Source organism: Stenotrophomonas sp. LARHCG68, assembly GCF_052871705.1.
In genome coordinates this window covers 196650-209960 of the sequence record NZ_JBIXJV010000003.1, presented here as the reverse complement: position 1 = coordinate 209960, position 13311 = coordinate 196650, and the positions used below count along the sequence as shown (strand labels likewise).

The window sequence follows — 13311 nt, the reverse complement described above, 5'->3', positions numbered from 1 at the left end:
GATTTCTCCTGAATATTCGGGGTGGGCTGCGTCAATCCAGCGCAGCGATCATGATCTGGTCCTGTTCCAGCCAAACCTGCACGGACTTGCCACGCAGATTGTCCGGAATATCGTCCAGCACCTTGTAGCGTCCTGCAATGGCAACGAGTTCAGCATGGAAGTCGCGGCAGAAGATGCGAGCCGCTTCATTGCCTTGCGCGCCAGCCAGGGCACGGCCACGCAGGGTACCGTAGATATGGATGCTGCCATCGGCAATGACCTCGGCGCCGGCACCCACCGTTGAGAGTACGGTCAGGTCGCAGTTCTCCGCGTACAGCTGTTGGCCGGAGCGGACGTTGGTCAATTGCATGCGGCCCGGCTGCGGCGAAGCGGCCGGAGGCGCGGGGGGCGCCGGTGCCGGGGCGGGTGCCGGTTCCGGTGCGCGCGGGCGCGCTGCCGGTTCGGCATCGGCCCGTTCGTACTGGGCGCGGAACTTGGCCAGCAGCGGCAGGCCCAGCTGCTCGGCCAGGCGCTCGGTTTCCTGGGTGCCGTAGGCGAGGGCGACCGGCAGTACGCCGGCCTCGCGCAGGCCGGCGAGCAGTGCCTGGGCCGTGGCCAGGTCGGGGAGCTGGATCAGCCCGCCGAAGTCCAGGATCACCGCGGCACGGCCGAACAGCTTCGGCGCACGCGCCACGCGCTCGTGCATTTCCTGGGTCAGTCGCGCCACATCGAGGGTGCGGATACGCAGGTTGGCGATGCCGACCTGCCCGATTTTCAGTTCACCTGCCTGTTCGTAATCCAAATTCACTGCCATGTTCAGGTTCCCGTCGGACGCTGCTGCAGCGGCCGGCGTGTGTTGCCCACCCAAGGAACGTCGGGCAGGTTGTCGCCATAGGTTTCCTTCACCCATTCGTAGCTGCACAGGTCCTTGAGCAGCATGCTGGCCCGCACGTCCACGTCCGGCATGGTGTTCTGGCCGACCTCGCGGAAGCCGAAGCTGCCATGGAACAGCAGCGCGGCATCGGCGCCATGGTCGAGGAACACCTCGCAGGCCATCTGCGGATAGCGCAGCTCGGCGTAGCTCTGGGCGTCGGCGTAGAACGCCCGGCCCACGCCGCCACCGCGGCGGCGGCTGGCCACCACGATGCGGTCAATGTAGAAGAAGCTGGGGTAACGCTTCTGGAACCAGGCGAAGTTGCAGCTGTCGTGCTCGGCGTGGCTGCCATAGCCGACCAGGAAGCCGGCCATGTTGCCGTCGCGCTCGGCGATGCGGAAATACTCGGCCGTCTCGTAGAAGCGACGGACCTTGGCCGCATCCAGCGGGAGGATCGCCAAGCCAGCGTTATTGTTCAGTGCCAGAACGGAATCAAGCTCGTGCTCGCGCACGTCGCGGATGACAATCGACATTGTGACTCCGTGGGGGTGAAACGGTCGTCGGCCCTGCGGGCTTTGCCGCGATTATCGCATGGCTGGCGCAGGGGCGGCGAGCAGCCCCATGCCGTTGGCGGGCATGACTTCCGTGGGAGAGCGCACAGGCCCTGCAATCCTTACCATGCACGCATGTTGGGATACCTCAGCCATACCCGCGTCCTCCGCCTGGCCGGCCTGTTCACCTGGGCCCTGGTCAGCCTGCCGCTGATCTATACGCAGTACGCGCCCGAAGAAGGGATGATGCAGCCGGGCGCCAACGAGGCCGCCTGGCTGTTCATCGCCTACCTGTCCTTCGGTGGCTGCTACTTCTGGCTGACCCGGGGGCTCAATGCCGCCGGGCATACCGGCTGGTACGACCGGCTGGCCCTGCTGCTGCTGACCATCTCGGCGCTGGTGGTCAGCTACATCTCCGGCACCGGGCTGGGCAGCATCCTGATGATGGTGGCGGCGGGGGTGATCCCGTGGCTGCTGAGCAAATGGGTGGGCGTGCTGTGGCTGGTGGTCAGCCAGCTGGCGGTGCTGCCGGTCTACAGCCTGATCATCGGCCTGCCGCTGTTCGAGGCGCTGTTGCAGTCGCTGCTGTACGGCGGTTTCTCGATGTTCGTGTTCGTCACCAGCCTGGTCGCCCGCCAGCAGACGCTGGCCCGCGAGGAGCAGCGCCGGCTCAACGCCGAACTGCGCGCCACGCGCCTGCTGCTGGCCGAAAGCGCCCGGGTCAACGAGCGCACCCGCATTTCCCGCGAGCTGCATGACCTGCTCGGGCACCACCTGACGGCGTTGAGCCTGAACCTGGAAGTGGCCGGCCACATCACCGAGGGCCAGGCCCAGGAGCATGTCCGGCAGGCGCACACGCTGGCCAAGCTGCTGCTCACCGACGTGCGCGAGGCAGTCAGCCAGCTGCGCGAAAGCGGGGCCATCGACCTGGCCGCGGCGCTGCGGCCGCTGACCGAGCGGGTGCCGTCGCTGGACATCCATCTGCAGATGGACGACCCGCTGAACGTCGAGGACCCCGAGCGCGCCCATGTGCTGCTGCGCTGCACCCAGGAAATCATCACCAATGCGGTGCGTCATGCCGGCGCCCGCAACCTCTGGATCCAGGTCGAGCGGGAAGGGGGTGAGATCGTCATTGATGCCCATGATGACGGCATTGGCGGTGAAGTTGACGAGATCCTGCCGGGAAATGGCCTGCGCGGCATGCGTGAGCGGCTGGCCCAGTACCAGGGCAGCCTCGATGTGTCGGCACGCAAGGGGGAGGGCTTCCGCCTTCGCGCCAGCCTGCCGGTGACTACCCATATGATGTTGGCCTCGGGGCCACAAGGAGTGAACTGATGATCCGTGTCTGCCTGGTGGACGACCAAACCCTGGTACGGCAGGGCATCCGTTCGTTGTTGGCGCTGGACGACGGCATCGAAGTGGTGGCCGAGGCCACCGACGGCCGGCAGGCGGTGGAGATGATCCCGACCGTGAAGCCGGACGTGGTGCTGATGGACATGCGCATGCCGGTGATGTCCGGGCTGGAGGCGTTGCAGACCCTGAGCCGGTTGGGCCAGCTGCCGCCGTCGATCATCCTGACCACCTTCGACGACGACCAACTGGTGCTGGCCGGGCTCAAGGCCGGGGCCAAGGGCTACCTGCTCAAGGACGTCACCCTGGAGCAGCTGGTCGGTGCGATCCGCACCGTGTCCGAGGGCGGCTCGCTGGTGCAGCCGGCGGTGACCCAGCGGCTGCTGTCCGGGCTGGAGCACATGCGCAACGAGTTCGTCAGCCTGGACCGCCCGGACCCGCTGACCGACCGCGAGACCGAGATCCTGCGGCTGATGGCCAGCGGCTTCTCCAACAAGGAGATCGCCAACTCATTGGGCGTGGCCGAGGGCACCATCAAGAACCACGTTTCCAACATCCTGTCCAAGCTCGGCGTGCGCGACCGCACCCGTGCCGTGCTCAAGGCCTTCGAGCTGCAGCTGGTCTGAGCGGTGGGAGAGTTGGATGAATACGCGTGGGGTACTGGTGCCGGCGGTGCCACTGGAGTGAGAATGGGCGGCTCAGGGTCATCACATGGCCTTGACGAATGCATGAAGGCACATCTGCTTGGCGGTTGATGCGCTACCCTGCGGTCTGTCGATCTGACGCCGCCATCCGGGGATGGAAACCGGTACGCCATTTGTAATCAACATCGTGCGAAAAGCCTGATAGGATGGGGGCTTCGCTTCAATCAACCCGGCCGTGGGATCGGCCCCGGAGACTCCTGAATGACCCGTATTATCGAGTTCCTGATTGCCTTGGGGATCGTGGCTGGCTTGTTTGTCATCATCGGCGTGTGTCTGCCGGGTGAGCGCCACATTTCCGAAAGCATCGAAACCAACCGCAAGATGACGATCGTGTATGACACGGTCAACAGCCTGCGCCGCTTCAAGGACTGGAACCCGCTGGTGCTGCGCGACAAGGCGGTCGAGCTGAAGTACAGCGGCCCGGATGCTGGCGTCGGTGCCCGCATGGAGTACTCCTCCAAGAATGACGCCCTGGGCCAGGGCAGCTGGGAGATCAAGGAAAGCGAGAAGAACAAGCGCGTCGTGATCGCCATCGACGACGTGACCCGCGGCACGGACAAGGTGACCACGTTCACCCTGGAGCCGACCGGCAAGAACGATCGCAACGTCAAGATCACCCAGGACTACTCGGTCAAGTACGGCTTCGACCTGTTCGGCCGTTACGCCGGCCTGTACGTCAGCCGCCACGTCGGCGACGACCTGAAGCTGGGCCTGTCGCGCATGGCCAACATGCTGGCCTCGGTGCCGAACGTTGACTACGCCGCTGCCGAAGCGCCGCTGACCGATCTGAAGGTCGTCGAGCTGCCGGCCGAGAACCTGCTGGTCGTCAACGCCGGCAACATCGACCGCAACAACGACTCCATCAAGCAGTCGATCAACGACAACATGGAGTGGATCAAGCGTGCGATGGATGCCAACGGCCTGGTCGCCGCCGGTCCGGTGCGCATCGTGACCACCGACTTCGGTGCCGAGAAGTACGCCTTCGACGTGGTCCTGCCGGTCCGCAAGGGCAGTGCTGCTCCGGCTGCCGCCGGCGACAAGGACAAGAAGGACGGCGAAGCTGCCGCTCCGGTTGCCGCTTCCGGTGATGCACTGACCGTCAAGATCCCGTCCGGCAACCCGGTCACCTACGTGCACACCACGCCGCACCGTGCTGCCACCGCTGCCTACACCGGCCACATGGCTGGCCTGGATGTCGCCCGCAACGCGCTGCGTGCCTGGGCAACCACCATGGGCAACGAAGTGGTGGATCGTCCGTACGAGTCGTGGAAGGGTGGCGTGGACAAGGCGTTCACCACCGACGGCACCTACGACATCTACTGGGCCGTCAAGTAAGCGGCCGGATGTTGCTGGTGAAGTGATACACGAAAACGCGCCGCTCCCTGCGGCGCGTTTTTTTTGGCCGGCCCGGCCGGCCCGCAGACGGGAGCAGGCACATGCTTGGACAGGAACGACGTTCGCGTAAACCTTCTTTCCTGGCGTTCTGTGGCGGCTTGCTGGCGGCCGTGGCGATCGGGCTGTCGGCCTATGCCTCGCACGGCGTGAGCGAGCCGTTGGCGCAGTCACACCTGAACACCGCCGCGCTGTATGCGTTGGGCCATGGCGCGGTGCTGGCGGTGCTGGGCGGGTCGTCGTTGAACGGTCTCGCGCGGGTCGCGCTGTATGTGCTGCTGCTGGGGACGCTGCTGTTCTCCGGCAGCCTGGCCGGCAACGTGCTGGCGCAGTGGCCGACCACGCTCGCACCGGCCGGCGGCACGACCCTGATGGCGGGCTGGGTGCTGCTGGCGCTCAGTGCGCTGAAGCGCTGACCCCATGCCGCGTCATGCGCGTGGTTTCGATGTCGATCAGGCGCTGGCGCACCTGCAGCGCAGTGATCGGAAGCTGGCCGGCTGGATCCGCCGGCTGGGGCCGTTGCCGGCGCCGGATGGCTGGAAGCGATCGTTCGACCCGGTCGATGCGCTGGCGCGCGCGATCCTGTTCCAGCAGCTCAGCGGCAAGGCGGCCTCGACGATCGTGGGCCGGGTGGAGGCGGCCATCGGCAGCCGGCGCCTGCATGCCGATACCTTGTCGTTGATCGATGATGCCGGGCTGCGCGTGTGCGGCGTGTCCGGCAACAAGTCGCTGGCGCTGCGTGACCTGGCCCGGCGCGAGGCCGCCGGCGAACTGCCGACGTTGCGGCAGATGTCGACGATGGACCATGAGGACATCATCCGCGCCCTGGTGCCGGTGCGCGGCATCGGGCGCTGGACGGTGGAGATGATGCTGATGTTCCGGTTGGGCCGGCCGGACATCCTGCCGATCGATGACCTGGGCATCCGCAAGGGCGCACAGCGCGTGGACAAGGCTGGGGCGATGCCGACGCCCAAGGCGCTGGCCGAACGGGGTGAGCGCTGGGGGCCGTACCGCACCTACGCCAGCCTGTACCTGTGGCGGATCGCGGACTTCAGCGCTGATCCGAAGCCGGCCACCAACCGCTCTCAGGATTGAGCGCTGCCGGTAGGCGCGGCTTCGGCCGCGAAGTGGGCAGGCTCCCGGTCCCGGTCAGGATTCACGGCGTGACTCGCGCCGCTTCACTGCCGCCGGGCAGTTGCCTCGCCCGGCGCAGTTCCGTCGTTCGTGGCGGCCGCTCCCGCGGGGATCAGCCGTGCGGCAGATAGCGGTCCCATAGCAGGTTGCGGAAGCGGTTGTCCGGATCCACCTGGCGCTTGATCGCGGCGAAGCGGGGCGCCTGCGGGTAAGCGCTGCGGAACTGCGCCAGCGTGGCATGCAGGCGATAGGGCAGGTAGTAACAACCGCCATGTGCCAGCGTGGCGGCGATCAGCTGCCGGGTCCAGCGACGGGTGTTCTGCTCGGCCGCATTCCAGTTGCGCTGCTTGTGGTACAGCACGAAGCAGAACACGTCCTCGCGCGCCCAGCGCATCAGCGAGGTGGTGTCCGCCGGTGCGTGCCGGACCGAGATGTTCAGCGCATTGGCCTCGCCCTCGCGCAGGATGCGCGCCATCGCCCGTGCGAACGATACGAAGGCCGACATCGGGACGAAGTACTCCTGCAGCAGATAGGACGACATGCGCCGCGTGCGGGGTTCCAGCGCGGTCGCGTCCAGGCTGGCCTCCAGGTTGCGCCGGATCACGCGTGGCTGGGTCAGCAACTGCCGGGTCTGGTAGACGTCGCGCAACTGGTCGCCTCCCGGCAACTCGGAGGCGGCCCAGATCATGTTCTGCTGCTTGGGGTAGCTGGATTGGCCGGGCATCAGCCGCAGCGGGTCGGTCAGCGGCGCATGGCTGCGGCGCCAGCTGATCGCCAGGGGCCTGTCGAAGTCCGGCGGGATCAGGTCGGCGTTGTGCAGCACCACGTCGTCCCGGCCGAGCACCTGCGCCTGGAACCAGTCCGGATAGTCGGCCAGTGCAACCTGCTCGACCTTGCGCGCGATCACTTCATTGTCGGCCAGGTCGAGTTCGACCTCGGTGATCACGCCGAGCCCGCCGTACCCGCCGATCACCGCGGCGAACAGCTCCGGCTGCCGCATGCGCGAGAGTTCCAGCGTTTCACCGGCCGCGGTGACCAGTTGCAGGGCGCGCACCGTACCAGCCAACGCACCATTGCCGATGTAGCGGCCATGGCAGTTGACCGAGACCGATCCGCCGATGGAGAAGTTGCTGTAGCTCTGCATGACCTTGACCGACAGGTCGTGCGGGTCGATCAACGCCTGCAGTTCTCGCCAGCGCATGCCGGCCTGCACGCGCACCCGCCGGTGGGCGGTGTCCAGCCAGACCAGGCGGTTCATCGTGGTCATGTCCAGCTGCAGCGCGTCGGGTTCGCGGGTCTGCCCGCCCATGCTGTAGCGGCCGCCTGCGATGCAGACCGCGCCGGGCCAACGGCGCAGTGCGGCGGCAATGCCGGCACTGCCGGTGGGGTGCAGCGTGCCGGCGATCCGGGTCTGGTCCAGTTGCGCCACATCGCTCGCCTGCGGCTGCCCGGCGTCGCGACGGCACGCCGTCAGGCCGCCAAGCAGGCCTGCCGACAGCGTGCCCTGCAGCACCGCGCGGCGGCGCGGATCAGTTCGGTGCGTCGTCACGGCTGGCAAGGCACCAATGCCACGGCTCGTAGACGATGCCGTGCGGATTGTCGCGGGGATAGCTCATGTGGAAGCCGAACGTGGCGGCGTGTTGCTGCAACCATGCGAACGCGGCCGTGTGCTCGAAGGATTCCTCGGCGGCCGGCTCGCCGGGGCTGCTGATGTCCAGCGCGTTGCCGCCGTGGTGTTCGCTGTAGCCCGGTGCGGCATTGACGGTGAGGATCTGTTCCACCGGCAGCCCGCGCGCCTGCTTCCGCTCGAAGATGCCCAGCTGGTAGGCGTGGCTGCGGTACCCGGAAATCGCCTCCAGGGCGATGCCGTCGGCCGCGGCGGCCTGCTGCATGCGCTGCCACGCGCGCGCCGCGGCACGGGTGAGCCACAGGGGGCGGCGGTAGCGGTCGAAGCCGGCCAATGCCAGGTGTGCAGGTTCGGCCACCAGTGCCAGGCCGGTGCGTTCGGCATAGCGGGCCTCATCCAGGCCGAGCTGGTCCAGGCGCTGCTGCAGGCGGTCCAGCGGAAGCGTGCCCGGCGGTGGTGGGATGCGCGCCGGTTGCGTGAGGCGGGTTTCCAGCGCGGCCAGGGCTTCGTTGATGCCGGCGGCATCGGCCAGGCGGGGGAGCAGGGGCATCAGCCCGCCAGCAAGCTGCGCGGCGAGGTAGCGCCCGTCCTGCTTGCGGCGCAGGACATGGCTGGCCCGCGCCAGCAGGCGTGCATCGTGGTTGCTGCGTGCGTGCAGCAACCCGCCGGGCCAGATTTCGATATCCGGGGTGTTGATCAGGAGATGGGGGGCGTTGCGCATCCGCCCAGCTTAGGGGCGCACACGCCGCTCGGCCAGCCGGCGGAGTTCATCGAGCAGCTGCCGGGGCTGCTCGGGACTGACCAGCACGACCGAACCATCGCGCAGTGGCAACACCAGCACGCGTTGGTTGTCGGTGATCAGGCAAAACGCCTTGCCGCCATCGGGCATGCGGAAGTGGCCCGAGCGGAAGCCGGGGAACTGGAAGCCATTGGCCTTGGATGCAGGCTTGAAGTCGGGATACTCGTCGAAGCGGACCGCGCGTGCACGGTCCAGGCGCAACTCGCTCAGCGCCACGCGCTTGCGGTACAGCGTGCTGACGATGTCCAGTTGCCCGCCGTCGAGCGTGATCGAGCGACGCCGGTAGAGCAGGCTCAGTGCAAGCGCCAGCAGTGGCAGCACCACCAGTGGTCCCCACGAGGTGAAAGCGGTGGTGACCGGGGATTTGCCGGCAAACAGGCGGAGCAGCGGCTCGAGGCTGATGGCCAGCAGGATCGGCCCCCACAGCCACCACAGCGCGCCGCGGCCCGCTGCGGCCAGCGGGATCGGGTGGGCGGCGGCATGGGCCGGGGGGATCATCGGGTGTGGATCCACCGGGCGATGTCGTTGATCAGGCCGGCATCGACGTGACCGGGCTGCTGGTAGTCCTGCAGGGCCGGCTTGCCGCTGGCACGGATGGCCAGGTGATTGAGCGCGGGGTAGTGATGGAACCGATAGCGTTCGCCCTGCAGGCCCTTGCGCCACAACTGCCACTCGGCATCGACCACCTGGAAGTCCTGCCCACCCTGCAACAGCAGCACCGGCAGGCCGCTAGCGCGGACATCGGCGACCGGGTCGACCTGTTCCAGCTGCTGCCAGAAGCGCCCGGGCAGGTTCATCAGCGTGGCGTCGGGATCACGCCGTACCTGGGCGATGGCGGCGTCCAGTGCGTCCAGCTGCGCCTGCTCATCGGTGCTGACACTGCCGTCGAGGTTGGCCAGGTAGCGGTTCTGCTCGGCCAGGATGTCCAGGATCGGCCGCACCGGTGCGGCCAGCAGGATCAGCCCGGCCAGCTTGCCGTCGGTGGCCCGGGCGATCCGGCCGGCGAGCAGGCCGCCCTGGCTGTGGCCGAGCAGATAGACCTGTTGCGGATCGATGCCGGGCGTGGCCGCCAGGGCCTGCACCGCGGCAGCGGCATCGTTGGTGGTTTCGTCATCGACGGTGAAGGCGCCCTGGAACTCCTGTGGGCGTGCATGGGTGCGCTTCTCGTAACGCAGCACTGCGATGCCCTGTGCGGCCAGGCCGCGCGCGATGTCCAGGAACGGGCGATTGGAACCGATGGTTTCGTCGCGGTCCTGCGGGCCGGAACCATGCACCAGCACCAGCGCCGGGAACGGGCCCTTGCCCTTGGGCAGGGCCAGCGTGCCGGGCAGGGCGGCCTTGCCCGCTGCACTGGCAGGCACCTGGAAGTCCTGCTCGATGAAGGCCGCATCGGCGGCCGGCGCGGCGGCCGCTGGCGGGCCGGCCGGCTGGACCAGGAAACCGCTGATCCGGTCATCGCTGTCCAGGGCGACCCGTGCCTGCAATGCGCCGTTGGCGTACTGCAACGGGATGACCACGATGCGCGCGCCGTCGGCTTCGCTGGTGCGTGCATCGCCCCGGCCGGTGGCGGCCCCCATCTGCGCCGGCAGCGACTCCCAGACCGCACGGAGCTTGTCAGCCGGGACCGCAGCCTTCATCTGTGCCGAGAACATGGCCTCGGCCTGGGCGTACTGGCCGGCGTCGAGCTGGTCGAGCAGGCGCGTGGCCAATGCTTCCGGCTCCGCCGCGAACGCACTGCCGGACAGGGTGAGCATCGCCGCGGCAATCCAGGCCGTCACGGTGTTCATCATTGCTCCTTCTTGAACACAAGCGTGGGCGAGGAAATCGTCGGCGTGGCGTGCACGACGTTGACCAGTTCCCAGCCGAGCCGGCCCTGCTTGTCCAGTTCTTCCTGCAGTGCTTCATGCCTGAAGCCGCCCATCAGGCCGGTCTTCACTTCAACGACGAGGTACTTCCATTGCTTGCTCATGGGTCTTCCTGTTTCGTGTCAGCGTCGGGTCTGGGAAGACGCCCGGCCTTGCGCAGGGCGTCGCGGATCACGTACTCGATCTGCGCGTTGAGGCTGCGCAGCTCGTCGTCGGCCCAGCGCTGGGCCGCCGCCAGTACGTCGGCGTTGATGCGCAGCGGGTAGGCCTTCTTCTCACTCACTTGCGGGGGACTCCGTTGCGCTCGCGGCGCAGGTGCACCACCAGCGAGATGCCCAGCGCGTTGACCGCGATCACCAGCGCGATCACCACGCCGTAGGCGATGTTGCGGTTGTCGCCGGCCAAGTACACGCCAATCGCGCCGACGAACAGGCACAGCGCGATCAATGCCCAGCGCAGCCCCAGTCCGCGCGCATGCGCGGTGCCGGGGCGGCCGCTCCAGGCGGCGAAGCACAGGGCGGGGATGCCGGTGGCGGCGATGATCAGGGGGGCAAGGGCATTCAACGGGAGATCCTCAGTACAGCGAGCCGGCATTGACGATCGGCTGGGTGCCGCGGTCCGAGCACAACACGGTGAGCAGGTTGCTGACCATGTGCGCCTTGCGCTCCTCGTCCAGCTCGACCACGGCGTTCTTCTGCAGTTCGACCAGGGCCATCTCGACCATGCCGACGGCCCCGGCCACGATCTGCGTGCGTGCGGCGATCACCGCGCTGGCCTGCTGGCGCTGCAGCATGGCCTGGGCGATTTCCGGCGCGTAGGCCAGGTGGCTGATGCGGGCATCGAGCACCTGCACGCCGGCATCGGCCAGGCGTTCGGCCAACTCGTCCTTCAGGTGCTGGGAGATCTCGCTGGCATGGCTGCGCAGGGCCAGCTGCCCGTCGGTGTGCTGGTCGTAGGGGTAGCTGGTGGCCATCGCGCGCAGCGCCGACTCGGACTGGATGTGCACGAAGCTCTCGTAGTCATCGACGTTGTAGACCGCTTCGGAGGCATCGACCACCTGCCAGACGATGACCGCGGCGATCTCGATGGGCGAGCCGTCCAGCTCGTTGACCTTGAGCTTGCCGCTCTCGAAGTTGCGCACGCGCTGGCTGACCTTGCGCTTGGTCAGGAAGGGGTTGTTCCAGCGCAGGCCGTTGTCCTTGACCGTGCCGACGTACTTGCCGAACAGGCTGAGCACCGCGGCCTGGTTGGGCTGGACCATATACAGGCCGCAGCTGAGGAAGATGCCGACGGTCACCAGCACGATGCCGGCAAGCACCATCAACCCGCCGCCGCCCAGGCCGGATTTGGTCAGGACCACGGCGAAGATGATGGCGACCGTGCCCGCCAGCATCAGGGCGAGGGTGCCAAGCAGGGTGGGGATACCGGACAGCGAACTGAGAGGCTTCTCTTTCATGGCACGTCTTCCGTGGTGGTTGAGTGTGAAGATATCAAATTGATATCAATTAGCAAGTGCCCCGCGGACGGCCGGGATTGGCACCCGGAAGCGGGGTGGTGGACGGAACCCCGTGCCGCCGGCCGCCTGGCGGTGCGGCGCGCGCGGCCCCCGCCCAAGGGCCGGCTTGCCTAGAATGTGCATCCCTTTTGGTCCTGCCCCCGGAATCGCCTGATGACCACGCTCGGTACCCCGCTGTCGCCCTCCGCCACCCGTGTCCTGCTGCTCGGCTCCGGTGAGCTGGGCAAGGAAGTCGCCATCGAGCTGCAGCGCTTCGGGGTGGAAGTGATTGCCGCCGACCGTTATGCCGACGCGCCGGCCATGCAGGTGGCGCACCGCAGCCACGTGCTGGACATGCTCGACCCGGCGGCGCTGAAGGCCGTGATTGCCCAGGAGCAGCCGCATCTGGTCGTGCCGGAGATCGAGGCCATCCACACCGAAACCCTGGTGCAGCTGGAAGCCGAACAGGGCCTGCGGGTGATCCCGACCGCCCGCGCCGCGCGCCTGACCATGGACCGCGAGGGCATCCGCCGGCTGGCAGCCGAGGCGCTGGGCCTGCCGACCTCGCCGTACCGTTTCGTCGATACCGAGGCCGAATACCGCGATGCGGTGGCCGCGATCGGCCTGCCGTGCGTGGTCAAGCCGGTGATGTCGTCCTCGGGCAAGGGCCAGAGCACGTTGCGCAGCGAGGCCGACATCGGCCCGGCGTGGGACTACGCGCAGACCGGCGGCCGCGCCGGTGCCGGTCGCTGCATCGTCGAGGGCTTCATCGACTTCGAGTACGAGATCACCCTGCTGACCGTGCGGCATGCCGGCGGCACGTCGTTCTGCGGTCCGGTCGGGCACTTGCAGCGCGACGGTGACTACCGCGAAAGCTGGCAGCCGCAGGCGATGTCGCCCAAGGCGCTGGAGCGCGCGCAGCAGATTGCCCGCGCCATCACCGACGACCTCGGTGGCTGGGGCCTGTTCGGCGTGGAGCTGTTCGTGAAGGGCGACGATGTCTGGTTCAGCGAGGTCTCGCCGCGTCCGCACGACACCGGCCTGGTCACGCTGGTATCGCAGGAGCTGAGTGAGTTTGCGCTGCATGCCCGCGCGATCCTGGGCCTGCCGATCCCGGTGATCCGTCACCACGGCGCATCGGCCTCGTGCGCGATGCTGGCGCAGGGCAACGGCGTGCCGTTCTTCAGCAACGTGGCCGAAGCGCTGCTGCACCCGGATTCGGCGCTGCGCCTGTTCGGCAAGCCGATGGTGCAGGGCCAGCGCCGCGTCGGCGTCACCCTGGCACGCGCGGCCGACGTGGACCAGGCGCGTGCGATCGCGCGCGATGCGGCGGCTGCGATCGGGATTGAGCTGCGCTGAGCTGAGCGCGTTTTTGGAGCTCCCTCCCGAACCCTCCCCTTGGCGGTGCCAAAGGGAGGAGCAAAAGCAGGGCTCGTTGCAGCCTGAAGCGCTGCGCAGAACCGCCGCCTCCCTATGGCGCAGCCAAGGGTAGGACGGGGGAGGGGTAAGCCGTTGGTCTTGCCGCAACAAAAAAACGCCGG

At 67.7% G+C, this 13311-nt stretch carries 16 protein-coding genes; 6 read left to right on the top strand and 10 right to left on the bottom strand.

What is annotated here, in order from left to right; all coding sequences use genetic code 11:
* Positions 1 to 31: 31 nt before the first annotated feature.
* Positions 32 to 793 (bottom strand): septum site-determining protein MinC, encoded by a 762-nt coding sequence (gene minC, locus ACIPR8_RS12110; protein WP_313255508.1) that lies wholly within the window; start codon positions 791 to 793, stop codon positions 32 to 34.
* 2 nt (positions 794 to 795) lie between these two features.
* The gene (locus tag ACIPR8_RS12105; RefSeq protein ID WP_132864542.1) at positions 796 to 1386 is read right to left on the bottom strand and encodes a GNAT family N-acetyltransferase; all 591 of its coding nucleotides are present in this window, start codon (positions 1384 to 1386) and stop codon (positions 796 to 798) included.
* A gap of 153 nt (positions 1387 to 1539) precedes the next feature.
* Between ACIPR8_RS12105 and ACIPR8_RS12100 the strand changes: the two genes are divergently transcribed.
* The 5 genes from ACIPR8_RS12100 (at position 1540) to ACIPR8_RS12080 (ending at position 5945) form a co-directional block, all read left to right on the top strand.
* On the top strand, positions 1540 to 2739 hold the full coding sequence (locus tag ACIPR8_RS12100; RefSeq protein ID WP_132864541.1) for a sensor histidine kinase: 1200 nt from the start codon (positions 1540 to 1542) through the stop codon (positions 2737 to 2739).
* Positions 2739 to 3380, top strand: a complete 642-nt coding sequence (locus ACIPR8_RS12095; RefSeq protein WP_132864540.1) for a response regulator — start codon at positions 2739 to 2741, stop codon at positions 3378 to 3380. Before ACIPR8_RS12100 ends, ACIPR8_RS12095 begins: the two co-directional genes overlap by 1 nt.
* Before the next feature lie 279 nt (positions 3381 to 3659).
* Positions 3660 to 4793: an SRPBCC family protein gene (locus ACIPR8_RS12090; protein ID WP_446541186.1), complete on the top strand. Its 1134-nt coding sequence runs from the start codon at positions 3660 to 3662 to the stop codon at positions 4791 to 4793.
* Between the two features lie 101 nt (positions 4794 to 4894).
* Positions 4895 to 5266 (top strand): DUF423 domain-containing protein, encoded by a 372-nt coding sequence (locus ACIPR8_RS12085; RefSeq protein WP_323437809.1) that lies wholly within the window; start codon positions 4895 to 4897, stop codon positions 5264 to 5266.
* A gap of 4 nt (positions 5267 to 5270) precedes the next feature.
* Positions 5271 to 5945, top strand: coding sequence for a DNA-3-methyladenine glycosylase family protein (locus ACIPR8_RS12080; RefSeq protein ID WP_446541185.1), 675 nt, complete (start codon positions 5271 to 5273; stop codon positions 5943 to 5945).
* Positions 5946 to 6096: 151 nt separating this feature from the next.
* Here ACIPR8_RS12080 and ACIPR8_RS12075 read toward each other — a convergent pair whose 3' ends face one another.
* From ACIPR8_RS12075 to ACIPR8_RS12040, 8 genes are read right to left on the bottom strand one after another with little or no spacing between them, the layout of a single operon-like run.
* Positions 6097 to 7533 carry an FAD-binding oxidoreductase gene (locus tag ACIPR8_RS12075; RefSeq protein WP_446541184.1) on the bottom strand — a complete coding sequence of 479 codons (1437 nt, stop codon included), beginning with the start codon at positions 7531 to 7533 and terminating at the stop codon, positions 6097 to 6099.
* On the bottom strand, positions 7514 to 8332 hold the full coding sequence (locus tag ACIPR8_RS12070; RefSeq protein WP_446541183.1) for a M15 family metallopeptidase: 819 nt from the start codon (positions 8330 to 8332) through the stop codon (positions 7514 to 7516). The genes ACIPR8_RS12075 and ACIPR8_RS12070 overlap by 20 nt, the downstream gene beginning before the upstream one ends.
* A gap of 9 nt (positions 8333 to 8341) precedes the next feature.
* Positions 8342 to 8908, bottom strand: coding sequence for a PH domain-containing protein (locus tag ACIPR8_RS12065; RefSeq protein ID WP_192286327.1), 567 nt, complete (start codon positions 8906 to 8908; stop codon positions 8342 to 8344).
* Positions 8905 to 10197, bottom strand: coding sequence for an alpha/beta hydrolase (locus ACIPR8_RS12060; protein WP_446541182.1), 1293 nt, complete (start codon positions 10195 to 10197; stop codon positions 8905 to 8907). Before ACIPR8_RS12060 ends, ACIPR8_RS12065 begins: the two co-directional genes overlap by 4 nt.
* A complete protein-coding gene (locus tag ACIPR8_RS12055; protein WP_132864534.1) occupies positions 10197 to 10379 on the bottom strand; it encodes a DUF4177 domain-containing protein in 183 nt (60 codons plus the stop codon). The genes ACIPR8_RS12060 and ACIPR8_RS12055 overlap by 1 nt, the downstream gene beginning before the upstream one ends.
* A complete protein-coding gene (locus ACIPR8_RS12050; RefSeq protein WP_132864533.1) occupies positions 10376 to 10558 on the bottom strand; it encodes an Arc family DNA binding domain-containing protein in 183 nt (60 codons plus the stop codon). The genes ACIPR8_RS12055 and ACIPR8_RS12050 overlap by 4 nt, the downstream gene beginning before the upstream one ends.
* On the bottom strand, positions 10555 to 10839 hold the full coding sequence (locus ACIPR8_RS12045) for a hypothetical protein (protein WP_446541181.1): 285 nt from the start codon (positions 10837 to 10839) through the stop codon (positions 10555 to 10557). Before ACIPR8_RS12045 ends, ACIPR8_RS12050 begins: the two co-directional genes overlap by 4 nt.
* 10 nt (positions 10840 to 10849) lie before the next feature.
* Positions 10850 to 11731 carry an SPFH domain-containing protein gene (locus ACIPR8_RS12040; RefSeq protein ID WP_132864531.1) on the bottom strand — a complete coding sequence of 294 codons (882 nt, stop codon included), beginning with the start codon at positions 11729 to 11731 and terminating at the stop codon, positions 10850 to 10852.
* Between the two features lie 213 nt (positions 11732 to 11944).
* Here ACIPR8_RS12040 and purT point away from each other — a divergent pair, with 213 nt between their 5' ends.
* Positions 11945 to 13129 (top strand): formate-dependent phosphoribosylglycinamide formyltransferase, encoded by a 1185-nt coding sequence (gene purT, locus ACIPR8_RS12035; RefSeq protein ID WP_446541180.1) that lies wholly within the window; start codon positions 11945 to 11947, stop codon positions 13127 to 13129.
* Positions 13130 to 13311 lie beyond the last annotated feature (182 nt).

What these genes read in the sequence shown, in the direction of transcription:
- minC (WP_313255508.1), bottom strand. Translation starts at nt 793, where the DNA reads ATGGCAGTGAATTTGGATTACGAACAGGCAGGTGAACTGAAAATCGGG.
- ACIPR8_RS12105 (WP_132864542.1), bottom strand. Translation starts at nt 1,386, where the DNA reads ATGTCGATTGTCATCCGCGACGTGCGCGAGCACGAGCTTGATTCCGTT.
- ACIPR8_RS12100 (WP_132864541.1), top strand. Translation starts at nt 1,540, where the DNA reads ATGTTGGGATACCTCAGCCATACCCGCGTCCTCCGCCTGGCCGGCCTG.
- ACIPR8_RS12095 (WP_132864540.1), top strand. Translation starts at nt 2,739, where the DNA reads ATGATCCGTGTCTGCCTGGTGGACGACCAAACCCTGGTACGGCAGGGC.
- ACIPR8_RS12090 (WP_446541186.1), top strand. Translation starts at nt 3,660, where the DNA reads ATGACCCGTATTATCGAGTTCCTGATTGCCTTGGGGATCGTGGCTGGC.
- ACIPR8_RS12085 (WP_323437809.1), top strand. Translation starts at nt 4,895, where the DNA reads ATGCTTGGACAGGAACGACGTTCGCGTAAACCTTCTTTCCTGGCGTTC.
- ACIPR8_RS12080 (WP_446541185.1), top strand. Translation starts at nt 5,271, where the DNA reads ATGCCGCGTCATGCGCGTGGTTTCGATGTCGATCAGGCGCTGGCGCAC.
- ACIPR8_RS12070 (WP_446541183.1), bottom strand. Translation starts at nt 8,332, where the DNA reads ATGCGCAACGCCCCCCATCTCCTGATCAACACCCCGGATATCGAAATC.
- ACIPR8_RS12065 (WP_192286327.1), bottom strand. Translation starts at nt 8,908, where the DNA reads ATGATCCCCCCGGCCCATGCCGCCGCCCACCCGATCCCGCTGGCCGCA.
- ACIPR8_RS12060 (WP_446541182.1), bottom strand. Translation starts at nt 10,197, where the DNA reads ATGAACACCGTGACGGCCTGGATTGCCGCGGCGATGCTCACCCTGTCC.
- ACIPR8_RS12055 (WP_132864534.1), bottom strand. Translation starts at nt 10,379, where the DNA reads ATGAGCAAGCAATGGAAGTACCTCGTCGTTGAAGTGAAGACCGGCCTG.
- ACIPR8_RS12040 (WP_132864531.1), bottom strand. Translation starts at nt 11,731, where the DNA reads ATGAAAGAGAAGCCTCTCAGTTCGCTGTCCGGTATCCCCACCCTGCTT.
- purT (WP_446541180.1), top strand. Translation starts at nt 11,945, where the DNA reads ATGACCACGCTCGGTACCCCGCTGTCGCCCTCCGCCACCCGTGTCCTG.